The sequence below is a fragment of the Sphingomonas sp. 28-62-20 genome, from assembly GCF_002281505.1.
Window position 1 is genome coordinate 22736 of the sequence record NZ_NCGH01000014.1, and the last position, 21966, is coordinate 44701.

Below are 21966 nucleotides of genomic sequence, written 5' to 3' on the forward strand. Positions count from 1 at the left end.
TACCAAGGGCATGGGCAAGCAGGAACCATCGGGGCGGATTGCTGTTGCAGCATTGAAGCTGGCCGATGGCACTGATGTTGGCCGGGCAACGGCCCGAGAGGCAACGGGTGGGCTGCGGATTACGATTGAGGCGATGGCGCTACCCGCTGGCACGCACGGCGCGCATATCCACGCTGTCGGGCGCTGTGAGGGCCCCGATTTCATGACCGCCGGCGGCCATTGGAATCCGGGTGGAACCCAGCATGGCGCGATGAACCCGGCCGGCCCGCATGAAGGCGATCTCCCCAATCTTGTCATTGGTGCAGATCAGCGCGGCACGATCGGCGTCACCGTGCCCGGCGGCACGCTTGCTGGGCTGCTCGATGCAGATGGCGCGGCTATGGTGATCCATGCATCGGCTGATGATCTGATGACCGATCCCTCGGGCAAAAGCGGCGCGCGAATCGCGTGCGGCGTCTTTGCGGCCAATTGATTGCCGCGTTCGATCGCCGCGTTCAGGCGACCATGATCATATCCTCGATCGGGCGATCGGGTTCCACCTTGAACCCGTATCGCCCGACCAGGGCGATAACGGCATGGTCGTCGAGCGGCTGATAAAATTGACACGCAGCATTATACTCGTCCGACCAGACCACTTCGGCCTTGCGCGCGGGTTGCCCGGCCAGGTTCAGCCAGATGACGGTGCCGCGCGGCAATTCTGAGAAGGTCGACAGGCGCGCGCCGTGTTTGGATAGATCGGCAACCCGGCAGATCGATCGCCAACTGCCTTCCGTCGTTATCCGCCCCGGCATGTCGACGTCGTTGCGGGGGCTGCGACGATTGTCGGTCGATTTAATGACGAGTTCGGCGGAAAACATGAATCACGGCTCCAATCAAATTGGGAAGCCGCATCATGTTGCGCGGCTGGTTAACGCCCGATCAGCAATTTCCTCAAATGGGTTCGCCAGCGTCCCGCGCACGTGCTTCTCTGTTCATTTCGGCGCGGGGCACCAGCCGATAGGCAAGGATTGCCGCCGTCACCGTGATCGGCACGGTGCAGAGCAACGAGATTACGCCGATCGACAAGCTGCCCGACAGGGTAGAGATTCGCCCGGCAAGATAGGGCCCCATGGCCAACCCCAGCAGGGTGGTACCGATCAGGAAGGTGCCCGTCGCTGTGCCGCGCATGCGCGGCAGCACCAGATCCTGGGTGGTCGCTGCGGCCGCCCCCAGTGCGCAGCTCGCCAGCGCCTGCGCGGGAAACAGCATGACATAGAACAAGGTCACATTGGTGGTGGTGAAGGCGGTCAAAATGGCCATCCACGGCACCGCTGCACCAAAAATCACGACCAGCAATCGCCCGGCCGGGTTCCGGCGACGCAGCCGATCGGCAATGATCCCGCCGATGGTAACGCCCAGGAAACCAGACATTGCCCCCATGCCGCCAATGATGAAGCCCGCCGTGCCGGGGGTCTGACCCAGCACCCGGATGGCATAAGGCGGTGCCCAGAAGGTTACTGAATAGCTCAGGAAAGCGTTCAGGCCATAAGCGACCACCACACAGAGGAAGGCCGGGTTGGCGACGATCAGCGCAAAGGTCGGGGGATCGCGGCGGCGCAGTGCGCTTGCCCAGGAAAATACGGCATAGGCACCGATGCCCACCGCAATCCATTGCGGGGCGGGCTCGCCAATCATGATCAGCCCGGTAACGATGCCAACCACGATCGCCAGCCCGATCACATTGTTGATCAACGCCCGCACGCCGCCTTGTGCTGCGCCAATCAGGGTCAGCGGCGGTACAATGGTCACCAGATCGGCAAAAAAAGCGCGGAATGGAGCAGGGTGCGGCACCGGCGGCGGCAACCCTTCGGATTGGCCGCGGATCGGTTCGCGCAGCGTGGCAATGACGATCGCCAAAAAAAGGCCGGGCAGGCCGACAATCATGAACGCCGCCTGCCAGCCAACCAGCCCCAGCGGCCCGCCGTCCGGATAGGCGCGGTTCCAGCCGGCAACGATCAGCCCGCCAATGCCCAGCGAAATGCCACCGCCGACATAAAGCCCGGCGGAATAAACCGCCAGCGCGGTGGCGCGCAGCCGCCGGGGAAACCAATCCGAAATCAACGAATAGGCCGATGGCGCTGCCGTCGCTTCACCAATACCAACGCCAACCCGCGCCCCTGCCAACATCCCGCCGCTGCGCGAAAACCCAGACACCACCGTCATCGCTGACCATAATGTCAGACCAAAGGTCAGCAGCTTCACCCGGTGCCAATTGTCCGCCAGCCGCCCAAGCGGGATGCCGAACAGCGCATAAAACACGCCAAAGGCGGTGCCGTATAGAAAGCCCAGATCCTCGTCGCGCAGGCCCAGATCGCGTTTAATGTCTTCGGCCAGAATCGAAATAATCTGGCGATCGACGAAGTTCAGCACATAAACGGCAAACAGGATGGCCAGGACATACCAGGCATAACGCGGGGCTTGGTGCTCGGTGCCCGGTTGCGCTTCTGCCATGATAATCCCCCAAAAAATACACGTCGGGGCCGGGGCTAGCAGAGCGTGGCCGCCAAGCGGAAGCGTTATTCGTGCAATCGCCAGGTCGCGACCGCGCCGTCAGCCGATGATTGGCCAGCGATCGACCACATCATAGCGCGCGCCATCGCGCGTCAGCTGGCTTTCGAACAGGGTGATATGGGTAAAGGCAAAGGGTGCGCTGCTGAACGCGGCATGGGCGGCGATAAAGGCATCAATTTCCTGTTCCACGCCCAGGCTGCGGGGCAGCCGCGCCAGTGTGATATGCGGCAGATAGGTGCGCCCCTCGGCGGGCAGCCCGATGGCGACCAGCGCATGATCGATCTTGTTGTGGACCCGTTGGAGGGTATCGCCGGGCGCGACACCGGCCCAGATTGCATCAGTGCGACCCCGACCGTCTAACCCGCGTTTCTCAAAACGACCAACGCCGCGCAGCGCCACAGTCAGCGGCGGGGTGCCGATACGAGCCATGGCTAGCGCGACCTCCTCCGCCATTTGGCGGTCGACTTCGCCGATATAACGCAGGGTCAGATGGAGCTGATCGTCGCTCTGCCAGCGCGCACCAGCGATGCCGCCCATGATCGACATCAAGGCGGCACGAATCTCGCGCGGCGGGCGCAGGCCGATGAAAAGACGGTGCATCATGACGCGGTGTGCCGACCAGCAACAAATCAGACAACGGGTTTTGCTTGAAAAAAGAAGGGGCAGGGCCGATATTCTCCTCATCCGGCTTTTTGCCGGGCAAAGGAGTTTGATTGAAATGGCTAATTGGTCTGATCCTCGGCCGAACGCTGCGGCTTTCGCAAGCGGCGCTGGCGTCCGCGGCGCTGCGTATGACGCCGGGCTGCGGTCCTATATGCTGTCGGTCTATAATTACATGACCTCGGGCATCCTGCTCACCGGTATCGTTGCGCTTGGCTTCGCCGCCAGCGGCTTGGCACTCCAGGTCTTTGCTGGCCCAGGCTTGCTGAAATATGTCATCATGTTCGCGCCGCTCGGCTTTGTCTTTGGCATGAGCTTTGGCCAGGGCCGGATGTCGATGGGCACGCTTCAGGCAATGTTCTGGGGCTTTGCGATCGCGATGGGCTTGTCGCTCTCGACGATCTTCCTGCAATATACCGGCACCTCAATCGCGGGCGCTTTCTTCGCGACGGCGGCTGGTTTCGCTGGGCTCAGCCTGTGGGGCTACACCACCAAGAAGGATTTGTCGGCATTCGGCACCTTCCTGATCATGGGCCTGGTTGGCCTGATTGTGGCAAGCCTGGTCAACCTGTTCCTCCAGTCGGGCCCGCTCTCGCTGGTGATCAGCATGGTTGGCGTGCTGCTGTTCGCTGGCCTCACCGCCTATGACACGCAAAAGGTGAAGAGCATGTATGCAGCGGTTGCTGGCACGGACTATGAAGGCCGCACGGTCATCATGTCGGCGCTGACGCTGTATCTGGACTTCATCAACATGTTCCTGTTCATCCTGCGCCTGTTCGGCAGCAGCCGGAACTAGGACGGGCTTTATCCCAAAATGATCGGCCCGGCGGGGAAACTCGCCGGGCCTTTTGTTTTTTGTTTCTCCAGCTGCCTCCAGCCACCCGGGAATATGAATGCGCCTGTCCGTTGAAGCCGTGCTGGACTATTGGATCGAGGACGCCGCCGATGTGCTGTTGCAGATCGAAGTCGCCGCGATGCCCGATCAGACGCTGGAGGCGCAGGACCTGAAGGTTTGGACCGATACGCCTTTGGTCGCGGTGGTTGGCCAGGACGGCATTGGCCAGCGCTGCCTGGCGCGCGGCACCGGCAACTTTCGTGTCGAATATCATGCAACCGTCGCGATCGATCGGCCAATGGTCGATATCGGCGCGCTTGCCGCCGCAACGCCGCGCGGCTTGCCCGGTGCGATCATCTGTTATCTGCTCCCCAGCCGCTATTGCGAATCGGATCGCTTCGAAGGCTTTGTCCAGGCGGAATTTGCCGGGCTTGAAGGCGGCAAGCTGGCGCTGGCGATGCGCGATTGGGTCAACCATCATCTCCGCTATGAATCGGGCACCAGCAGCGGCGTAACGACGGCGATGATGACCTTTGCCGATCGCCGTGGTGTCTGCCGCGATTATGCCCATCTGCTCTGCGCGCTGGCCCGCGCCAGTGGCATCCCGGCGCGCTGCGTGTCGGCCTATGCGCCAGGCGTCGAACCGCAGGATTTCCACGCAGTGTGCGAAGTGTGGCTGGCAGACGGCTGGCATCTGCTTGATCCAACCGGCATGGCTGATGTGCGCGATATCGCCCGGGTCGCGGTTGGCCGCGATGCCACCGATATCGCGTTCATGACGGTCTTCGGTCGCACCCAGATCAACCAGCAACATGTCCTGGTTCGCGCGCTTTAGGGCTGCCGGGCGCGCTCGCCAGCCAGTGCAGCAATAAAACATCATTTTGTTGCATTGCGTCATTTTATTGCAGATGATTGCGCTTCGGTGACATTACGGTGTTGTCGTTAAGGAATCTGTTAACCATGTTGGCGCATGTTGGGATTGGGTGAATCGAGCGAGGCAGGATGGAACGATGAGTGCACGGATGAAGCCAGCCGCCGGTGCCATGGCATTGGCCGAAATGAAGGAGTTTGCCGGGTTCAGCGCGGCGACCCAACGCTATGTCCGGCGCTCGCTTGATGTCGGGCTTGATCGTGACGATGCGCTTGAACGCTGGTCGCGTGACGTGGTGGAGGCAGCCAGCATCCGGGCGCAGTCGCGGCTCTATGATCGCCTGCCTGATATCCGCGCAATGATCCCGGATGATAGCGGGCTCGAATCGGTCGAACAGTTTCTGGGGCCGCTCGTCGTCGTCAGTGCCTTTGATTTGGGGCAGGGCCGGTTGACCAGCTTTGCCTGCTACCGCTTCCTCTATGAACGCTTGGTCGGTGCGCAGATCCGCCCCTGGCTGCCGGGCGCTTTTTGCGCCGCCGCCGCGCTGCCGCATCTCCATCCCGAACTGCGCCGCCAGCTGCTGCAATCGATCAGCGAAGCCGCCGCAACCGCCTCGGGCTGGTCGAATCGCCAACCGTCCTTCTTCCCGCATTGGGTCGAAAAGGTGGATAGCGCCGCGCTGCCAAACTGACCGGGTCGGGCAGGGGGCGGGTCAGCCGCGCATGGCGCTGTCCATCGCCTCGGCGGTGATGGGATAGCCAAGATCGTCGGGAATGCACAGATAGGTGCCGTCGCCGCGCTCCTCCGTCCACGGCGTCACGGTACGCAGCGGCATCGCCCGGGCATGATCACGGGCCTCGGCAAAGCTGCCAAACTGGGCAAGCCGCTCCAGATTGCGCCGGGTCGGAAAGATAATCGTCGCGCGCCCGGCATCGGCCTCATCGATCACATTTTGCGCACTCATCCAGAAAACACGGGTGTTTTCGGTCGCATCAACGATCGGTTCGGGCGCATTAGCGGGCAGCGCCGCCAGAAAGAACACCGTATCGAAAATCCGCATATGCGCATGCGCCGGCAACCACCGCGCAAAAGGTACCAAAGCTGCCAGATCGAGCGTTAGCGCGTGGTCGTGCAGCAACGCTCCAAAGGGCTTGCCCGCGTGCAGCCCGGCGCGGATCGTGGCAAGCTGGGCGATATCTGGCTGCGGCGATAGGCCAACGGCGATCCCGGCCTCCTCGATCGTTTCGCGAATCGCCGCGATCCGCGCGGCGCCATGGGCGTCATCACCGGCATAGATTGCCGCGAGGGCATAGTCTTCGGGATCAACCCGCCCGCCGGGAAAAACCAGCGCTCCGCCGGCAAACACCATCGCCCGCGCCCGTTCGACGATCAGCAATTCGGGAGGCCCGGATTCGCTCTCCCTGAACAGGACCAACGTGGCCGCCGGAATGGCGTTGGGATTGGCTGAGGGGGCGTCGGACGGGGATGCGGCGGTTTCATTGAGCATGGCAGCATCCTAGTGCAGTAGCGCCGCATGTCCTATGCCCTTTGCGGGATGACCACGCGCCAATTGCTGCCCGGTCACATGCACATAGAATGGCCGCACAAAATCGCTTAAATCATTGAGTAAATATTAAAAATGGGCTGGTGGAGCCGAGGGGAATCGAACCCCTGACCTCTGCAGTGCGATTGCAGCGCTCTCCCATCTGAGCTACGGCCCCGTCCGGTCTGGCCAAACGGCCAGCAGGCGCTCGCCATAACGATACCGTCAGGGTGATGCAACATGATCGGGGCGGCTTGGTGGGTGCCAAGACCGGTTGCTTTTTGCGACGTAATGCGCATACCCGGCCTTCGAAAAACAACCGACAGGAGAGCATTATGGCCCATGCATGGACGCTGAAATCACGCCCCCAGGGCATGCCGACGCACGATAACTTCGCGATGGCCAATATCGCGACCCCGGCAGTGGAGGCGGGGATGGTCCGCATCGCTAATCGCTGGCTGTCGGTTGATCCCTATATGCGTGGCCGGATGAACGATGTGAAAAGCTACACCCCGCCATTCGTGCTGGGGGAGCCGATGCAGGGCGGCGCGGTTGGCGAAGTCGTTGAGAGCAAGGCTGATGGCCTGGCGGTGGGCGATATGGTGCTGCACATGGCGGGCTGGCGCGACGAGGCGGTGCTGCCCGCCGCGCAGGTGCAGAAACTGCCCGATCTCGGCGTCGATCCGCAGGCGTTTCTCGGCCAGCTCGGCATGCCGGGCATGACCGCCTATTTCGGCTTGCTCGAAGTTGCGAGCGCCAAGGCGGGCGATACCGTGTTCGTTTCTGCCGCCGCCGGTGCGGTCGGCTCAACGGTGGTTCAGATCGCCAAGGCCAAGGGCATGACTGTTATCGGCACTGCTGGTGGCGCTGACAAACGCGCGCTGGTCTCCTCGCTCGGCGCTGATCATGTCATCGACTATAAGACCGACGGCAGCCTGGTGAAGAAGCTGATGGCTGCCGCCCCCAAGGGCATTGACGTTTATTTCGACAATGTCGGCGGCGAGCATCTCGATGCCGCGCTGGCAGTGGCGAATGAGCGCGCCCGCTTTGCGATTTGCGGGATGATCGATGTCTATAACAGCGGCGCGGCGACTGAATTGCGCTATGCCGCGCGGATCATCGGCGCACGCATCCGCATCCAGGGCTTTATCGTCAGCGATTATATGGCGCGGGCGAGTGAGTTCTATGCTGACATGGCCGGCATGCTTCAGACCGGCAAGCTGACCCGGCAGGAAACCATCCATGAAGGGCTGGCCAGCACACCCGATGCGTTTCTTGGCCTGTTCACCGGTGGCAATACCGGCAAGATGCTCGTCAAGCTCTGATCACGCCCTGATCTGCGCGGTCGTCCAAGGTGCGCGCGCGATCCAGCCCAGTTGCTGGTAAAGCGCGCGGCCGGCGACGGTGGCGTTGAGCAGGCCCTGATCGACGCCACGGGCGCGGGCTTCACGCCCCAGCGCCATCATCACGGCCGTGCCCAAGCCGCGCCGTTGATAAGGCGCAGCGACGGCGATCGAATCATGCTGCGCCCAGCCATTGATTAGCGTCATCCGCCCGCGTCCGGCTTCGCTGCCGTTTGAATCGCGGATGTGGACAGCAAAAACCGGCCCTTGCCAGGCGCTGTCGAGCGTCAGGCCAGCCGACAGGACGGGCTCTGTGACAGGCAGACAGTCGGTGGTCATCGTCGTGCCGGTTTGCTCGACATGCCAGCCGGGCGCCAGCAATGCAGCCATTGCGTCTGGATCGATCGCGGCCTTGAGCAGAATCAACGGCTGATCGATGATCGCCGCGCGCGCGGAAATGTCGCCTGGAGGTTCGGGGAAAATATAGCGCCGCTGTTCGCTCGGCTGCCCGGTCTCAATCATCAGCGCGGTGCCGATACGCTCGGGCGGAGGCAGGCCACGCAGTTGCGCCCAGCCCTGCGCAAAAGTTTCGATCAAGGCAGGGGCAACAAGGGCGTCGCTCAAATCGCCCCGCTCAACGTATCGCACTGCCCAGGATCGCCGCTGTCGAGCCCACGCTTCAGCCATTTCATCCGATCGGCCGAACTGCCATGGGTGAAACTGTCGGGCACCACCCGGCCCTGTGCTTCGCGTTGCAACGTATCGTCGCCGATTGCTTGCGCCGCCGTCAGCCCTTCCTCGATATCGCCGGGCTCCAGCCGATCGCGATTGGCCGCCCCCCACACGCCCGCATAGCAATCCGCCTGGAGTTCGAGCCGCACGGAAAGGGCGTTCCCCTCCGTCGGGCTGGCGCGGGATTGGGCGCGCTGCACTTGATCGGACGTGCCGAGCAAATTCTGGATATGATGGCCGAATTCATGCGCGATCACATAATCCTGTGCGAAATCGCCCTTTGCGCCAAATCGCGTGGCGAGCTCGTCAAAAAAGCTGGCGTCGAGATAGACGCGCGAATCGCTCGGGCAGTAAAATGGCCCCATCGCCGCTTGCGCTGCACCGCAGCCCGATTCTCCATTGCCCGTGAAAAACCGCAAGCCCGGCGCGCGATAGGGGCGACCTGCCTGTTGGAACAACGCCACCCAGGTCTTGTTGGCTGAGCTAAAGGCATTGCACGCGTTCAATCGATCAGGATTCGCCCGGCAAGCGACTGATGCGGCGCTGCCTGTGCTGCTGGTGGCTGCACCGCTACCGCCTGGGGTTTGCCCTATCTGGCTGACTGGGGCGTTGCCGCCACCTGACAGCAGCGGCAGCCCACCGCCCATGAAGAACACCACCGCTAGCAGTACCGCGACCCCGCCACAGCCAAAACGGCTGAAGACAAAGGGGAGCAGCCCCAGCAGCATCCCGCCGCCCCCGCCGCCCCCGCCGCCGCCGCCAAAACCGCCACCGCGATTGCCCTGGTCTTCGACATCAATATTGGGATCGAAATCGTCGAGCCGCATTGGCGGTGCCCTATCCTATGAATGCAGTGCGCATAACGCTCTCAGAATGCGGAAAGCCGCCAGTCGTTGCAAGCGACAGCTGCATTTCACCAAAGTGTCGTTGATTGCTGGCACGAAGGCGCTCATGGATTTGCGCATGGCTGATCAGGAACCAACAATCGACAGGCAGATGCGGCATGCCGCCACGATGACGCTGCCGGATACGGTAGCGCTGGTGCTGCAGGGCGGCGGCGCGCTGGGCAGTTATCAGGCCGGCGTCATCGAAGGGATGCTGGACGAAGGCATAGAGATTGATTGGGTCGCCGGGATTTCGATCGGCGCGATCAACGCGGCGATTGTTGCTGGTAATCCGCCCGAACGCCGAGTCGAACGGCTGCGCGCCTTTTGGGACAAGATGACGAGCAGCTTGCCGAGCTTCCCGATCTTTCCCAATGATATGGTGCGCGAATTCGTTCATGAATGGTCAGCGGGGATGGTGCTGGCCACGGGCGTGCCAGGCTTTTTTACGCCGCGACTGGTGCCGCCCAATTTTGCCGCGCCGGGCAGCGCTGGGGCGCTCAGCTATTATGACAGCGCACCGCTCAAAGCGACGCTCGATTCGCTGATTGATTGGGATCTGGTGAATGATGGGCCCGTCCGGCTGTCGGTTGGCGCGGTCGATGTCATTAGCGGCAATTTTCGCTATTTTGACAGCACGACTGAACGGCTCGATGCGCGCCACATCATGGCATCAGGCGCCTTGCCGCCGGGTCTGCCACCGGTAGAAATAGACGGCAGCCTGTGGTGGGACGGCGGCTTGGTGTCCAACACCCCGCTCAGCCATGTGCTCGATAATCAGCGACACGCCATGCTGGTGTTTCAGGTCGATCTGTTTTCGGCGGCGACAGAGGCCCCACGCACGATCATGGACGTGATGGCGCGCGAAAAGGAAATTCGTTTTTCCAGCCGCACCCGCGCCGTTTCCGATCAGGTGATGAAGCTACGCCAGGAACGCGAGGTGATCCGCCGGTTGCTGGCCAAGCTGCCAGCCAATCTTCAGGACGATGCTGATGTGCTGGCGCTCGCGGCGGCGGCGGCGGAACAACCGGTCAACCTTGTTCAGCTGATCTACACCGCCAATGCCTGGGAAGGCGGATCACGCGATTTCGAATTTTCAGCGCGGACGATGCACGAACATTGGCATGCCGGTCTTGCGTCGATCAATCAGGCAATGAGCAATGCCCAGCTGGTCACCGAAAACATCCTGACGGGCAAAAGCGCGGCGTTTGATTTGTGCCCGAAACGGGGATTGAAGCGTTCCGGCCCTGAACTTGATTGCTAAGCGGAGAAATTTCCCATGTTCCTGATCGGTAAGACGGCGATTGTCACAGGCTCTACGTCGGGGATCGGGCTGGCTTATGCCAAGGCGTTCGCGGCCGAGGGCGCCAGCGTGATGATCAATGGATTCGGCGATGCGGCCGATATTGAAAAGGAACGCGCTGCTCTGGCCGCGACCAGTGGAGCCAAGGCGCTATATGATGCCGCCGACATGACCGATCCCGACGCGATTGCCGCGATGGTCGCGCGGTGCCATGCCGAATTGGGTGGTCCCGACATCATCGTCAACAATGCCGGTATCCAGCATGTCGCGCCGATCGAGGATTTTCCGGCCGACAAGTTTGAAGCTATCCTGAAGATCAACCTGACATCGGCCTGGTATCTGATGCGTGCCGCCGTGCCGCATATGAAGGCAGCGGGCTGGGGGCGGATTATCTCGACCGCCTCGGCGCATTCGCTCGTCGCTAGCCCCAATAAATCGGCCTATGTGATGGCCAAGCATGGCCTTGCCGGGCTCACCAAGACCATCGCGCTCGAAGTCGCGACGCACGGCATCACCGTCAATGCGATCAGCCCGGGGTATGTCTGGACCCCGCTGGTCGAAAAGCAGATCCCCGATACGATGGCCACGCGCGGGCTCACGCGTGAACAGGTCATCAACGATGTGCTGCTTGAAGCGCAACCGACCAAGGAATTTGTAACGTCAGAACAGGTCGCTGCGCTCGCGCTCTACCTGTGTCGCGATGAGGCAAAGGCGATTACCGGTGCCAATCTGTCGGTCGATGGCGGTTGGACCGCGGCTTGATCCGCGCTGCTTGGCAAGCGCCGCGCCACGTGATTAGGTGCGCATCAAGCAGGGTACAGGGCGTTTCGCGGATGATGACGGCAAAATTCCTCAGCACTATTGTACTGATGGCCGCGCTTGCCGCCTGTGGTGGTCATTCAGCGCGGGTTGAAGCCGGCGTGCCTGTAGCAACTGCCAATTGGCGCGCCGTTGCCACCCAGCCCGATCGGGAACGCCTGCGCGATTGGCGGGACGCCTGGATGGCAGCGCTTGATCGCATCCGGGGCAGTGACGCTGCCGAGCTTGCTGCCCAGGGGGCGCTGTTCGATCCGGATCATGCGTTGCTTGATGGGGTGCCGCCCGCTGGCGACTATCGCTGCCGCGTCTTCAAACTTGGGGGCAATGGCACAGCGATGGCGGAATTTACGCGTTATCCCGATGATCGTTGCCGGATCGAAACCAATGGCGGCGTGTCGAAATTTTACAAGATTACCGGTACACAGCGCCAGTCGGGCACTATTTATCCCGACAGCCCAAGCCGCGCGGTGTTTCTCGGCACGCTCAGCCTGGCCGATGAAAAGCGCGCGATGGACTATGATCGCGATGACGTGCGCAACCTTGCGGGCTATTTTGAACGCGTGGGGGAGAAGCGCTGGCGTCTGGTCCTTCCCCGTCCACAATTTGAATCGATCCTGGATGTGATCGAACTGGTGCCGCTGCAGTGATGGTCATCGCCTTGTCGCGTTGACCCCAAGGTTGTAAATCCTTTACAAGCTCATTGCCCGATCCAACCCGGTGTGGTGTGCGGCAGATGAGGGATGGCATGGCCGATCGCAAACTTCTCGCTGGCCATGCTGTCCGTCGCTTACGGCGCCATGCCGCGCTGACCCAGGCAGCGATGGCCGAAACGCTGGCGATTTCGCCAAGCTATCTTAATCTGGTCGAACGCAATCAACGGCCATTATCCGCGCAATTGCTTGTCAAACTCGCTGAATGCTTCGATTTTGATCCGCGCGCGCTCGCCGCGGCTGAACCGGGCGGGGGCGAAGCGGGCATTCGCCGTCGGCTTGCCGATCCGATGTTTGCCGATCTCGATATTGATCGCAACGAGGTGGAAGAATGGCTGGCCGGCGCACCCGGCGGTGCGGAGGCCTTTGCGCGCGCTTTCGATCGGATTGGTGCTGGCGGCGGTGCGCTGGTGGAGGGGCTCGATCCGGTCGCGCAGGTGCGGCGAGAGATTGATCATTGGCGCAATCACTTTCCCGATCTCGACGCTGCCGCTGAACGGCTTGCAGACGAAATGCGGCTCGGCGCGGGCGATCTCTACGGGGCGGTCGCGGATCGGCTGCGGATCAAACACCAATTATCCTTGCGGGTGCTCCCGGTGGAAGTAATGCCCGATATGCTGCGTCGGCTTGATCTCCATGCTCGACAATTGCAGCTGTCTGAACTGCTCGACCCGGCTTCTCGCGCCTTTGCGGTTCTGTTTCAGCTCGCCCAAATCGAGGCGCGCGCCGAAATCGATGCCCTGATCGCGGGGGCAGGCTTTACCGATCGTGCCGCTGAACATCTCCATCGCCGCCATTTGTGCAGCTATTTCGCTGCTGCGGTGATGATGCCCTATGCTCGCTTTCTGCGCGCCTGCGAGGCGACGGGCTATGATATCGAATTATTGCAGCGCCGTTTTGGGGCGGGGTTCGAGCAAGTGGCGCACCGATTGACGACGTTGCAGCGGGTTGGCGCGCGTGGTCTGCCTTTTTTCATGATCCGGATTGACCGCGCCGGCCAGGCGTCGAAACGCTTTTCGGGTGCAAGCAGTGCCGCCTTGGTCGAAGCTGATGGGCGTTGCCCGTTGTGGCGGCTGCACCACGCCTTTGAACGGCCGGGGTCACTGACCGTCCAACTCGTTGAGGTGCAGGATGGTGGCCGTTGGCTGACGATGGCGCGTACGGTGACGCCGCAGGGGCGTCGCTATGGCGCAACGGGTGCCGAGTTTGCGGTTGGGCTGGGGGTAGAGGCCAGCCTGGCCGGTGCATTAGCGGTAGCGCGCGGGGTCGATCTGGCCGGGGATGCGACCCCAATCGGGCTTGGCTGCCGCGCCTGCCTGCGCGTCGATTGTCCGCAACGGTCGGCACCGCCCGCGGGGCGCGCGCTGATCGTCAATGAGACGGAGCGTCGCCTTTCGCCAATCAGTTTTGCGGGCGACTGATATCCAAGCTACTATGCCGCATAGCAACAAATGCTGGACTTTGGGGTACGGTGTAGCTGTAAGGCCCGCCAACCAACGATCGGTACTGAGGACGGCATGAATCATAGCGTGGAAAAAGTGTTGTGGGTGCGTCAGTGGAATGACAGCCTGTTCTCGTTCGCCGTCAGTCGGCCGTCCAGTTTCCGTTTCCAGAGCGGCCAGTTCGTGATGTTGGGGCTGCCCGTTAATGGCAAGCCGTTGCTCCGTGCTTATTCGATGGCCTCCCCGCATTATGCCGAGGAGCTCGAATTTTTGAGCATCATCGTGCAGGATGGCCCACTGACGTCGCGGCTGCAGCATATCAAGGCGGGCGACGATCTTTTGCTTGCCGCCAAGCCCGTTGGCAGTTTGGTGTTGGATGCCCTGTTGCCCGGCAAGAACCTCCACATGATCGGTACCGGCACCGGCCTGGCGCCCTGGCTGAGCCTGGCGCGTGACCCCGATGTCTATGACCGTTTCGATAGCGTCACCGTGCAGCACACCGTCCGCAACAAGGATGATCTGGCCTATTTCGATCTGCTGTCGAGCAAGCTGGCTGATGATCCGCTGGTTGCCGATGAAGCGGCAACCAAGTTTCATTATGACTGGGTCGCGACCCGCAATACCGAAGCGGGCCAGGATCACCGTCGCATCACCGATCGCATCCGCGACGGCAGCTACAAGCTCGACCCCGAAACCGATCGCGTGATGCTGTGCGGATCGATGGCGATGATCAAGGAAACCGCATCGATTCTCGAAGGGCTTGGTTTTGTGGAGGGCGCGATGTCAGGCCCGGGCACTTTCGTGCTGGAGCGCGCGTTCGTCGGCTAAGGCTGGCGCCGTGCCGTCCTTTTGATCAAGCACCAGCGCTGGTCAGCCGCTCCAGCTGGTCTGGGTTTAGTTTTACCGCCATCGCGCCAATCAGCTCCTCCATCTGTGCGACGCTGGTGGCGCTGGCAATCGGGGCGGTGACGCCGGGCTGAGCGGCTAACCAGGCCAGCGCGATTTGGGCCAGCGTCGCGCCGGTTTCCTCGGCAACCGTATCCATCGCCGCCAGCACGCCCATTTTGTGCTCAAGCATGGCAGCCATCCGCCCACCGCGAACGCTTTTCGACAGATCGGCGCTGCGGCGATATTTGCCGGTGAGGAAGCCCGAGGCGAGGCCATAATAGGGCACAACGCCGATATTATGGGTCACACAGAGGTCCTGCAACTCGCCTTCGAACTTGTCGCGGCTGACGAGATTATATTCGGGCTGGAGCACGTGATAATGCGGCAGACCGTGGGCGATAGCGAGATCAAGCGCTGATTTCAGCCGCGCGGCGTGAAAGTTGGATGCGCCGACGACGCGGATTTTGCCGGCATCAGCCAATGTGCCGAACGCGGCCAGCGCGGCCTCTTGCGGGACATCCTCATCGTCCTGATGCGCGAAATAAAGATCGATCGTTTCGATGCCGAGCCGCTTGAGCGAGGCGTCACAGGCTGCTGCAATCCGGGCGGGGGCAAGCTTCGTGCCCCCCGCACCGGGCAGCATGCCAACCTTGGTGGCGATCTGCACGCGATCGCGCTTGCCGCTCGTCGCGAGCCATTCACCGATCACCGTTTCTGATTCGCCGCCGACATGGCCCGGTACCCAGGCCGAATAGACATCAGCGGTATCGATCATCGTGCCGCCTCCGTCGACAAAGGCGTCAAGGATGGCAAAGCTGGTCGCCTTGTCGGCGGTCCACCCAAAGACATTCCCGCCCAGCACCAGCGGCGCGATGTGCAGATCGGTGCTGCCGAGTTGGCATAACTGGGGCATGGTCATTCCTGATTGTTCGCTGGGTCGGCGATCGCATTGGCCGAAACGCTATCATTGTCGAGCATGGCCGCTGCCTCGTTTAGCTGGCGTGCCTCACTGGGAGAAGCCCCGCTCGGGTCCGTTGCCGGCGCGCCACAACTGGCGACCAACAGCGCCAGGGCAAGCGCGCCATAATAGCGGGGCGCAAGGTGAAGCGAGGCGAAGGCGGCCATTATTCGTCGATTTCGCCGTTGGCGGCATCGGCAATATTACCGATTTTCTCGGCGCCGCGATCCATTGCGTTTTCGGCAGCACCAAAGGCCCGGTCGCTGGCAGCATCGGTATCCTTGGCGGCTTCGATCATCGTCGCATTAGCGTCTGCAGTAATCGCATCGGCGGCTTCTGCCGTTTCGTTTTGTGCCTTGGGTGAACAGGCAGAAAGACCGATGGCAGAAACCGCGATTAGGGCCAGGGAGATCATTGGTCGCATGATTTCATCCTTCTCGTTCGGTGTAAGCGCCGCGCTAACGCATCAGACCTATCTGAGGGCCCATCGCCGCGCAATTGCAACGCATTGTCACCAAGTAGCTGAAATTGGACATGCTCAGCTCATTGACGACATATAAAGATATCTTTATATCTTATGGACGATGACGCTTGCCCTCGACATTTTTCGTGCCCTTGCCGATGCGACGCGGCTGCGGATCATGGCCTTGCTCCAATCGATGGAGCTGTCGGTCGGCGAACTGGCGCAGGTCCTGGGACAAAGCCAGCCGCGGGTGTCCCGCCACGTAAAGATATTATGTGATGCCGGGCTGGCCGAACGGCGCAAGGAGGGCAGCTGGGTGTTTCTGGCGCTCGGCGATCGGGCCCTAGTTGCGCCGGTGCTGGCCGCGTTCGACAGCTGGGCTGGGCGCGAGTCGGATCATTGGGCGGTTGCCGATGCGGCCCGCCTAGCGGCGGTGCGCGCCGATCGCGCAGCGGCAGCCAATGCCTGGTTTGAAGCGAATGCCGGTGAGTGGGATGCGATCAGATCACTGCATATTGCCGAGAGCGAGGTTGAAGCCGCGATGAAGCGCGTACTGGGCGATGCGACGATCGGGCAGTTGATCGACATCGGCACGGGTACGGGCAGGATGCTGGAATTGTTCGCGCCCCAAGCCGATCATGCGCTGGGGATTGATCGCTCGTCGGAAATGCTGCGGCTTGCGCGCGCCAAACTCGCTGAGCGCGGGCTGGATCGCGCCGAGCTGCGCCAGGCCGATCTTTATGCCCTGCCGCTGGCCGATGGACAGGCCGATGCGGCGATCCTGCATCATGTGTTGCATTTCGCGCAGCAGCCGGGCGCGGCAATTGCAGAAGCCGCCCGGGTGCTGAGTGCCGGCGGGCGGTTGCTTATCGTCGATTTCGCGCCGCATGATCGCGAAGAGTTGCGCGCGCGAGATGCGCATACCCGGCTCGGCTTTTCTGATGAACAGATGATCGGTTGGTTCGAACTGGCTGGTCTTGCCCCGGTGCAGATCGAAACGCTGGAGGGCGGCGCGCTGACCGTGAAACTATGGCTCGGTCGCAAGACCGGCGATCTACTAAAGCAGGTGATGGCGGCATGACGATTTCGGTTTCGCAACTCGAAGAGGCGCGCCGCGCGCTTGAGGCACCATTGTTCGCTGATCTGGCAGGGGATGCGAATGTGTCCTTCGAATTCTTCCCGCCCAAGACCGAGAAGATGGAAGAGGCGCTGTGGGAAACGGTGAAGACGCTTGAGCCCTTTGGCCCGCGCTTTGTCTCGGTCACCTATGGCGCTGGTGGATCAACGCGCGAGCGCACGCACGCCACGGTCGCGCGCATCCAGCGCGATACTTCGATGGGCGCGGCGGCACATCTGACCTGTGTCGAGGCGAGCCGCGACGAAATTGATGCGATTGCCGATGCCTATTGGCAAGCGGGCATCCGCCACATCGTCGCGTTGCGCGGCGATGCACCAGGGACAACCGGCTTTGTGCCGCACCCGCAAGGCTATACCAATGCCGCTGATCTGGTCGCTGGGCTAAAGCGGCTGCACCCGTTTGAGATTTCGGTCGCGGCCTATCCCGAAAACCACCCGGATTCGCGCGATTCCGCTGATGATCTGGATAATCTGAAGCGCAAGCTTGATGCTGGCGCGACGCGCGGGATCACGCAGTTTTTTTTCGAACCCGAAACATTTTTCCGCTTCCGTGACCGTTTGTCTGCGGCGGGAATCAGCGCGGAAATGGTACCCGGCATCATGCCCGTGACCAATTTTGCCAGTATTGTCCGGATGTCGGCAATGTGTGGCACGGCAGTTCCCGCTTGGCTTGGACGGTTGTTCGACGGGCTGGATGATCATCCCACCAGTCGCCAGTTGATTGCCGCCACGCTTGCTGCGGAATTGTGCCGCAAGTTGTACGCCGGCGGGGTGCGTGACTTGCATTTCTACACGCTCAATCGCGCCGAACTAAGCTTTGCGATCTGTCACCTGTTGGGGTTGCGGGCGCGGGTTGGCGATAGGGCGGCAGCAGCTTGAATGATTTAAGCCCCTCCCCTTCAGGGGAGGGGTTGGGGTGGGGACCATCCCCAAGCGCGGGCTCGGTGAGACTGACAGCCCCCACCCCCTACCCCTCCCCTGAAGGGGAGGGGCTTAAGAAGGAAAACGAAATGTCTGCACGCACTAAACTCCTCGCCGCCGCCGCCGAGCGCATTTTGTTGACCGATGGCGCGTTCGGCACCGAAATCCAGAACTGGAAGCTGGTCGAAGCCGATTATGCTGGCGACCTGAAGCTCGCCAAGGATCAGAAGGGTAACAACGATATCCTTGCGCTCACCAAGCCGGAGGTGCCGGAGACGATCACGCGCGAATATCTTGAGGCGGGCTCGGACATCGTCTCGACCAACACCTTTTCGGCCAATCTGATCAGCCAGGCCGATTATGCGGCGGAACATCTGGTGCGCGAGATCAACATCGCGTCGGCGCGAATCGCCCGGCGTTGTGCCGATGAATATGCCGCTGAAGATGGCCGCCCGCGTTTCGTGGCCGGCGCCATTGGGCCGACCAATAAGACCTTGTCGCTCAGCCCCGACGTCAACGACCCGGGTTTTCGTGAGATTGATTTCGATTATCTGAAGGACGTTTATCTGGAGCAAGTCCTGGCACTGGTTGAAGGCGGGGTAGATTTTATCCTGATCGAAACCGTGTTCGACACGCTCAATGCCAAGGCAGGGATTATGGCGGTGATCGAGGCGAGCGAGGTGCTTGGTCGTGAAGTGCCGATGATGCTGTCGATGACGCTGACCGATCTGTCGGGGCGCAATCTTTCGGGCCATACGGTTGAGGCGTTCTGGCATGCGGTGCGGCATGCGCGGCCGCTGACGATCGGGCTCAACTGCTCGTTTGGCGCAGAACAGCTGCGCCCGCATGTGAAGACGCTCAGCGCGATCGCCGATACGTTGATCATGATTTATCCAAATGCTGGGCTGCCCAACGAGCTTGGCGCCTATGACGAGGAACCGCCGACAACGGCGGGGCTGGTCAAGGAATGGGCGGAGGCTGGGCAGGTGAATATCCTGGGCGGCTGCTGCGGATCGACGCCTGCGCATATCAAGGCGATGGCGGATGCCGTTGCGGGTTTGCCTGGGCGTGCGGTGCCGGTCCCGCCGGTATTCACCCGGCTTGCCGGGCTGGAGCCGATGACGATGGCGGCTTGATTTGGACTCCCCTCCCGCTTGCGGGAGGGGCTGGGGGTGGGCATTGCCCCCAGCGCTGCGCTCGATGCCCAATCGTTCCCACCCCCGGCCCCTCCCGCAAGCGGGAGGGGGGAAGATAGTTTCATGACCACCTCCTCCACCAATTTCGTCAATATCGGTGAACGCACCAATGTCACCGGCTCGGCGGCCTTCAAAAAGCTGATCATGGCGGGCGATTACACGCGCGCTGTCGAGGTCGCGCGCCAGCAGGTCGAAAATGGCGCGCAGGTGCTCGACGTCAACATGGATGAGGGGCTGCTCGACGCGCACCACGCCATGACGACCTTCCTGAAGCTGATCGCCGCCGAACCCGATATTGCGCGCATCCCGTTCATGATCGACAGCTCGAAATGGTCGGTGATCGAGGCGGGGCTAAAATGCGTCTCGGGCAAGCCGATCGTCAATTCGATCAGCATGAAAGAAGGCGAGGCGCAGTTCCTCGACCAGGCGCGCAAGGTGATGGCGTACGGCGCCGCCGTGGTCGTGATGGCGTTCGACGAGGTTGGCCAGGCCGATACCAAAGAGCGTAAAGTCGAAATCTGCGAACGAGCCTACAAGCTGCTGACCGGCATCGGCTTTCCGCCCGAAGATATCATCTTTGATCCCAATATTTTCGCCGTGGCAACCGGCATCGATGAGCATCGCCGCTATGCGATCGACTTCATTGAGGCATGTACGGAGATCAAGGCGCGCTGCCCGCACGTCCATATCTCGGGCGGGCTATCCAATCTCAGCTTCTCGTTCCGCGGCAACGAGCCGGTGCGCCGGGCGATGCACAGCGTGTTCCTGTACCACGCCATCCCCGCCGGGCTCGACATGGCGATCGTCAATGCCGGGCAGCTTGATATCTATGACGACATCAACCCGGCGCTGCGCGAGGCGTGCGAGGATGTGATCTGGGACCGGCGCGACGACGCGACCGACAATCTCATCACACTCGCGGAAAGCTTTCGCGGCACTGATGCGGTCGCCGAGAAAGCCGCTGAGGAATGGCGCGGCTGGGCGGTCAACAAGCGGCTCGAGCACGCGCTCGTCAAGGGCATCGACATGTATGTCGTCGACGATACCGAGGAAGCGCGCCAGGGCTTTGCCCGCCCCATTGAAGTGATCGAGGGGCCGCTGATGGACGGCATGAATGTGGTTGGCGACTTGTTCGGATCGGGCAAGATGTTCCTGCCCCAGGTCGTGAAATCAGCGCGCGTGATGAAGAAGGCGGTCGCGCATCTGCTGCCCTTCATCGAAGCGGCAAAGGAGCCCGGCGCGCGCGGCAAGGGCAAGATCATCATGGCGACCGTGAAAGGCGACGTCCATGATATCGGCAAGAATATCGTCGGCGTCGTTCTTCAGTGCAACGGCTTCGACGTGGTCGATATGGGCGTGATGGTGCCCTGGACGGACATATTGAAGGCCGCCAACGACCATGATGCCGACATGATCGGGCTGAGCGGCCTGATCACCCCGTCGCTTGACGAGATGGTGACGGTGGCTGAGGAGATGAAGCGCGCCGGCATGACGATGCCGCTGCTGATCGGCGGCGCGACAACGTCAAAAGTCCACACCGCGCTGCGCATCGCGCCCGCCTATGATGGGCCGGTCGTGCATGTGCTTGATGCCAGCCGTGCGGTCGGCGTTGCCTCAACTTTGGTCAGCGACACCATCCGCGACGATTTCGTCCAGAAGACGGCTGACGAATATGAAGCCGTCCGCGTCGCCCGCGCCAATAAGGGGCAGAACGAGCTGGTGCCGCTTGCCACCGCCCGCGACAATGCGTTTGAGGCAGACATGGCGCTCAAGCCGCCGCACCCCAAGCAGCCGGGCGTCCATATCTTCCGCGACTGGGACCTAAACCATCTGCGCCAGCTGATCGACTGGACGCCCTTTTTCCGCGCCTGGGAGCTGGCCGGCAATTATCCCGCGATCCTGACCGACAATGTCGTCGGCGAGAGTGCAACGAGCCTGTTCGCCGATGCCAATGCGATGCTCGACAAGATTATCGCTGAAGGCTGGCTGCACGCCCGCGGTGTCGCTGGCTTGTGGCCGTGCCGGCGCGAGGGCGACGATGTTATCCTGCATCTCGACAACGAAGATCATGTCCGCCTGCCGTTCCTGCGCCAGCAGATCCAGAAGCGCGAAGGCCGGGCCAATATGTGCCTGGCCGATTTCGTTAGCCATGATGGCGACTGGATCGGCGGTTTTGCGGTCAGCATCCACGGCATCGAACCGCATCTCGCGCGCTTCAAGGCAGCGATCGACGATTATTCGGACATTCTGCTCAAGGCGCTTGCTGATCGGCTGGCCGAAGCCTTTGCCGAAGCGCTGCACCAGCATGTCCGCAAGGAGCTCTGGGGCTATGCCCCCGACGAGCAGCTGACCAATGAAGCGCTGATCCGCGAGCAATATCGCGGCATCCGCCCTGCGCCTGGCTATCCGGCCTGCCCCGAGCACAGCCTGAAGACGACGCTGTTCAAACTGCTCGACGCGCACCACGCAACCGGCATTTCGCTGACCGAAAGCTTCGCGATGTTGCCGACGGCGGCGGTCAGCGGCTTTTACTTCGGGCACCCGCAGGCGGAGTATTTTGGCGTCGCGCGGGTAGGCCGTGACCAGCTGGAGGACTATGCCGTGCGACGTGGCGTGGACCTGGCGACCGCGGAACGGTGGCTGCGACCTAACCTGGATTGAGCCCATGCCCCCTTCGGGGCGCGGGGCGCCGTCTGCCCGCTTGGTGGGTT

The 21966-nt window shown here is 61.9% G+C and carries 23 protein-coding genes and 1 tRNA gene; 14 read left to right on the forward strand and 10 right to left on the reverse strand.

The genetic code is table 11. The annotated features are described in order from the left end of the window. Positions 1–10 precede the first annotated feature (10 nt). Positions 11–472, forward strand: a complete 462-nt coding sequence (locus B7Y43_RS12945) for a superoxide dismutase family protein (RefSeq protein ID WP_374132123.1) — start codon at positions 11–13, stop codon at positions 470–472. A gap of 22 nt (positions 473–494) precedes the next feature. Here the strand turns inward: B7Y43_RS12945 and B7Y43_RS12950 are convergent, their stop codons facing one another. From B7Y43_RS12950 to thpR, 3 genes are all read right to left on the reverse strand, one after another. Continuing rightward, a complete protein-coding gene (locus tag B7Y43_RS12950) occupies positions 495–857 on the reverse strand; it encodes a PilZ domain-containing protein (RefSeq protein ID WP_374132075.1) in 363 nt (120 codons plus the stop codon). 73 nt (positions 858–930) lie between these two features. Then, the gene (locus tag B7Y43_RS12955; RefSeq protein WP_374132076.1) at positions 931–2490 is read right to left on the reverse strand and encodes an MFS transporter; all 1560 of its coding nucleotides are present in this window, start codon (positions 2488–2490) and stop codon (positions 931–933) included. Between the two features lie 99 nt (positions 2491–2589). Further along, positions 2590–3153 (reverse strand): RNA 2',3'-cyclic phosphodiesterase, encoded by a 564-nt coding sequence (gene thpR / locus B7Y43_RS12960; protein WP_374132077.1) that lies wholly within the window; start codon positions 3151–3153, stop codon positions 2590–2592. Between the two features lie 115 nt (positions 3154–3268). On the opposite strand from thpR, the gene B7Y43_RS12965 reads away from it, so the two are divergent. From B7Y43_RS12965 to B7Y43_RS12975, 3 genes are all read left to right on the forward strand, one after another. Further along, a complete protein-coding gene (locus B7Y43_RS12965) occupies positions 3269–4006 on the forward strand; it encodes a Bax inhibitor-1/YccA family protein (protein WP_374132078.1) in 738 nt (245 codons plus the stop codon). Positions 4007–4103: 97 nt separating this feature from the next. Then, on the forward strand, positions 4104–4880 hold the full coding sequence (locus B7Y43_RS12970) for a transglutaminase family protein (RefSeq protein WP_374132079.1): 777 nt from the start codon (positions 4104–4106) through the stop codon (positions 4878–4880). A 175-nt stretch (positions 4881–5055) separates the two neighbouring features. After that, complete coding sequence (locus tag B7Y43_RS12975) at positions 5056–5607, forward strand: hypothetical protein (RefSeq protein ID WP_374132080.1); 552 nt, start codon at positions 5056–5058, stop codon at positions 5605–5607. A gap of 21 nt (positions 5608–5628) precedes the next feature. Here B7Y43_RS12975 and B7Y43_RS12980 read toward each other — a convergent pair whose 3' ends face one another. Continuing rightward, the gene (locus B7Y43_RS12980; RefSeq protein ID WP_374132081.1) at positions 5629–6423 is read right to left on the reverse strand and encodes an NUDIX hydrolase; all 795 of its coding nucleotides are present in this window, start codon (positions 6421–6423) and stop codon (positions 5629–5631) included. A gap of 138 nt (positions 6424–6561) precedes the next feature. Next, a tRNA-Ala gene (locus B7Y43_RS12985) sits at positions 6562–6637 on the reverse strand. A gap of 157 nt (positions 6638–6794) precedes the next feature. Here B7Y43_RS12985 and B7Y43_RS12990 point away from each other — a divergent pair. After that, positions 6795–7784, forward strand: a complete 990-nt coding sequence (locus B7Y43_RS12990; protein WP_374132082.1) for an NADP-dependent oxidoreductase — start codon at positions 6795–6797, stop codon at positions 7782–7784. Here B7Y43_RS12990 and B7Y43_RS12995 read toward each other — a convergent pair whose 3' ends face one another. Together B7Y43_RS12995 and B7Y43_RS13000 are read right to left on the reverse strand one after the other, a co-directional pair. Then, the gene (locus tag B7Y43_RS12995; protein ID WP_374132083.1) at positions 7785–8426 is read right to left on the reverse strand and encodes a GNAT family N-acetyltransferase; all 642 of its coding nucleotides are present in this window, start codon (positions 8424–8426) and stop codon (positions 7785–7787) included. After that, entirely contained in the window at positions 8423–9361 is a 939-nt protein-coding gene (locus B7Y43_RS13000; protein ID WP_374132084.1) for a neutral zinc metallopeptidase, read from the reverse strand. The genes B7Y43_RS12995 and B7Y43_RS13000 overlap by 4 nt, the downstream gene beginning before the upstream one ends. A gap of 136 nt (positions 9362–9497) precedes the next feature. Between B7Y43_RS13000 and B7Y43_RS13005 the strand changes: the two genes are divergently transcribed. From B7Y43_RS13005 to B7Y43_RS13025, 5 genes are all read left to right on the forward strand, one after another. Continuing rightward, positions 9498–10682 (forward strand): patatin-like phospholipase family protein, encoded by a 1185-nt coding sequence (locus B7Y43_RS13005; RefSeq protein WP_374132085.1) that lies wholly within the window; start codon positions 9498–9500, stop codon positions 10680–10682. Between the two features lie 15 nt (positions 10683–10697). Then, positions 10698–11483: a 3-hydroxybutyrate dehydrogenase gene (locus B7Y43_RS13010; RefSeq protein ID WP_374132086.1), complete on the forward strand. Its 786-nt coding sequence runs from the start codon at positions 10698–10700 to the stop codon at positions 11481–11483. Positions 11484–11554: 71 nt separating this feature from the next. After that, entirely contained in the window at positions 11555–12187 is a 633-nt protein-coding gene (locus B7Y43_RS13015; RefSeq protein WP_374132087.1) for a DUF4893 domain-containing protein, read from the forward strand. A 98-nt stretch (positions 12188–12285) separates the two neighbouring features. Continuing rightward, positions 12286–13671 carry a short-chain fatty acyl-CoA regulator family protein gene (locus tag B7Y43_RS13020; protein ID WP_374132088.1) on the forward strand — a complete coding sequence of 462 codons (1386 nt, stop codon included), beginning with the start codon at positions 12286–12288 and terminating at the stop codon, positions 13669–13671. A 96-nt stretch (positions 13672–13767) separates the two neighbouring features. Then, positions 13768–14520 carry a ferredoxin--NADP reductase gene (locus tag B7Y43_RS13025; protein ID WP_374132089.1) on the forward strand — a complete coding sequence of 251 codons (753 nt, stop codon included), beginning with the start codon at positions 13768–13770 and terminating at the stop codon, positions 14518–14520. 25 nt (positions 14521–14545) lie between these two features. On the opposite strand, the gene B7Y43_RS13030 is transcribed toward B7Y43_RS13025, so the two are convergent. Genes B7Y43_RS13030 through B7Y43_RS13040 form a run of 3 tightly spaced genes read right to left on the reverse strand, consistent with a single transcriptional unit; the run spans position 14546 to position 15962 of the window. Then, a complete protein-coding gene (locus B7Y43_RS13030; protein WP_374132090.1) occupies positions 14546–15493 on the reverse strand; it encodes an aldo/keto reductase in 948 nt (315 codons plus the stop codon). Positions 15494–15495: 2 nt separating this feature from the next. Further along, the gene (locus B7Y43_RS13035) at positions 15496–15705 is read right to left on the reverse strand and encodes a hypothetical protein (protein WP_374132091.1); all 210 of its coding nucleotides are present in this window, start codon (positions 15703–15705) and stop codon (positions 15496–15498) included. Next, positions 15705–15962 carry a hypothetical protein gene (locus B7Y43_RS13040; RefSeq protein WP_374132092.1) on the reverse strand — a complete coding sequence of 86 codons (258 nt, stop codon included), beginning with the start codon at positions 15960–15962 and terminating at the stop codon, positions 15705–15707. Before B7Y43_RS13040 ends, B7Y43_RS13035 begins: the two co-directional genes overlap by 1 nt. A 160-nt stretch (positions 15963–16122) precedes the next feature. On the opposite strand from B7Y43_RS13040, the gene B7Y43_RS13045 reads away from it, so the two are divergent. The 4 genes from B7Y43_RS13045 to metH all read left to right on the forward strand — a co-directional run bounded on the left by B7Y43_RS13045 (position 16123) and on the right by metH (position 21916). Further along, positions 16123–17082 (forward strand): ArsR/SmtB family transcription factor, encoded by a 960-nt coding sequence (locus B7Y43_RS13045; protein ID WP_374132093.1) that lies wholly within the window; start codon positions 16123–16125, stop codon positions 17080–17082. After that, positions 17079–18017: a methylenetetrahydrofolate reductase [NAD(P)H] gene (gene metF, locus B7Y43_RS13050; protein ID WP_374132094.1), complete on the forward strand. Its 939-nt coding sequence runs from the start codon at positions 17079–17081 to the stop codon at positions 18015–18017. Before B7Y43_RS13045 ends, metF begins: the two co-directional genes overlap by 4 nt. A gap of 131 nt (positions 18018–18148) precedes the next feature. Continuing rightward, positions 18149–19195, forward strand: coding sequence for a homocysteine S-methyltransferase family protein (locus tag B7Y43_RS13055; protein ID WP_374132095.1), 1047 nt, complete (start codon positions 18149–18151; stop codon positions 19193–19195). 123 nt (positions 19196–19318) lie between these two features. Further along, on the forward strand, positions 19319–21916 hold the full coding sequence (metH, locus tag B7Y43_RS13060) for a methionine synthase (RefSeq protein ID WP_374132096.1): 2598 nt from the start codon (positions 19319–19321) through the stop codon (positions 21914–21916). The last annotated feature ends 50 nt before the right edge of the window (positions 21917–21966 follow it).

Excerpts from the sequence above, each read along its gene's own strand:
- B7Y43_RS12945 (WP_374132123.1), top strand. The coding sequence starts at position 11 with ATGGGCAAGCAGGAACCATCGGGGCGGATTGCTGTTGCAGCATTGAAG.
- B7Y43_RS12950 (WP_374132075.1), bottom strand. The coding sequence starts at position 857 with ATGTTTTCCGCCGAACTCGTCATTAAATCGACCGACAATCGTCGCAGC.
- B7Y43_RS12955 (WP_374132076.1), bottom strand. The coding sequence starts at position 2,490 with ATGGCAGAAGCGCAACCGGGCACCGAGCACCAAGCCCCGCGTTATGCC.
- thpR (WP_374132077.1), bottom strand. The coding sequence starts at position 3,153 with ATGATGCACCGTCTTTTCATCGGCCTGCGCCCGCCGCGCGAGATTCGT.
- B7Y43_RS12965 (WP_374132078.1), top strand. The coding sequence starts at position 3,269 with ATGGCTAATTGGTCTGATCCTCGGCCGAACGCTGCGGCTTTCGCAAGC.
- B7Y43_RS12970 (WP_374132079.1), top strand. The coding sequence starts at position 4,104 with ATGCGCCTGTCCGTTGAAGCCGTGCTGGACTATTGGATCGAGGACGCC.
- B7Y43_RS12975 (WP_374132080.1), top strand. The coding sequence starts at position 5,056 with ATGAGTGCACGGATGAAGCCAGCCGCCGGTGCCATGGCATTGGCCGAA.
- B7Y43_RS12980 (WP_374132081.1), bottom strand. The coding sequence starts at position 6,423 with ATGCTCAATGAAACCGCCGCATCCCCGTCCGACGCCCCCTCAGCCAAT.
- B7Y43_RS12990 (WP_374132082.1), top strand. The coding sequence starts at position 6,795 with ATGGCCCATGCATGGACGCTGAAATCACGCCCCCAGGGCATGCCGACG.
- B7Y43_RS13000 (WP_374132084.1), bottom strand. The coding sequence starts at position 9,361 with ATGCGGCTCGACGATTTCGATCCCAATATTGATGTCGAAGACCAGGGC.
- B7Y43_RS13005 (WP_374132085.1), top strand. The coding sequence starts at position 9,498 with ATGGCTGATCAGGAACCAACAATCGACAGGCAGATGCGGCATGCCGCC.
- B7Y43_RS13010 (WP_374132086.1), top strand. The coding sequence starts at position 10,698 with ATGTTCCTGATCGGTAAGACGGCGATTGTCACAGGCTCTACGTCGGGG.
- B7Y43_RS13015 (WP_374132087.1), top strand. The coding sequence starts at position 11,555 with ATGATGACGGCAAAATTCCTCAGCACTATTGTACTGATGGCCGCGCTT.
- B7Y43_RS13020 (WP_374132088.1), top strand. The coding sequence starts at position 12,286 with ATGGCCGATCGCAAACTTCTCGCTGGCCATGCTGTCCGTCGCTTACGG.
- B7Y43_RS13025 (WP_374132089.1), top strand. The coding sequence starts at position 13,768 with ATGAATCATAGCGTGGAAAAAGTGTTGTGGGTGCGTCAGTGGAATGAC.
- B7Y43_RS13030 (WP_374132090.1), bottom strand. The coding sequence starts at position 15,493 with ATGCCCCAGTTATGCCAACTCGGCAGCACCGATCTGCACATCGCGCCG.
- B7Y43_RS13035 (WP_374132091.1), bottom strand. The coding sequence starts at position 15,705 with ATGGCCGCCTTCGCCTCGCTTCACCTTGCGCCCCGCTATTATGGCGCG.
- B7Y43_RS13040 (WP_374132092.1), bottom strand. The coding sequence starts at position 15,962 with ATGCGACCAATGATCTCCCTGGCCCTAATCGCGGTTTCTGCCATCGGT.
- B7Y43_RS13045 (WP_374132093.1), top strand. The coding sequence starts at position 16,123 with ATGACGCTTGCCCTCGACATTTTTCGTGCCCTTGCCGATGCGACGCGG.
- metF (WP_374132094.1), top strand. The coding sequence starts at position 17,079 with ATGACGATTTCGGTTTCGCAACTCGAAGAGGCGCGCCGCGCGCTTGAG.
- B7Y43_RS13055 (WP_374132095.1), top strand. The coding sequence starts at position 18,149 with ATGTCTGCACGCACTAAACTCCTCGCCGCCGCCGCCGAGCGCATTTTG.
- metH (WP_374132096.1), top strand. The coding sequence starts at position 19,319 with ATGACCACCTCCTCCACCAATTTCGTCAATATCGGTGAACGCACCAAT.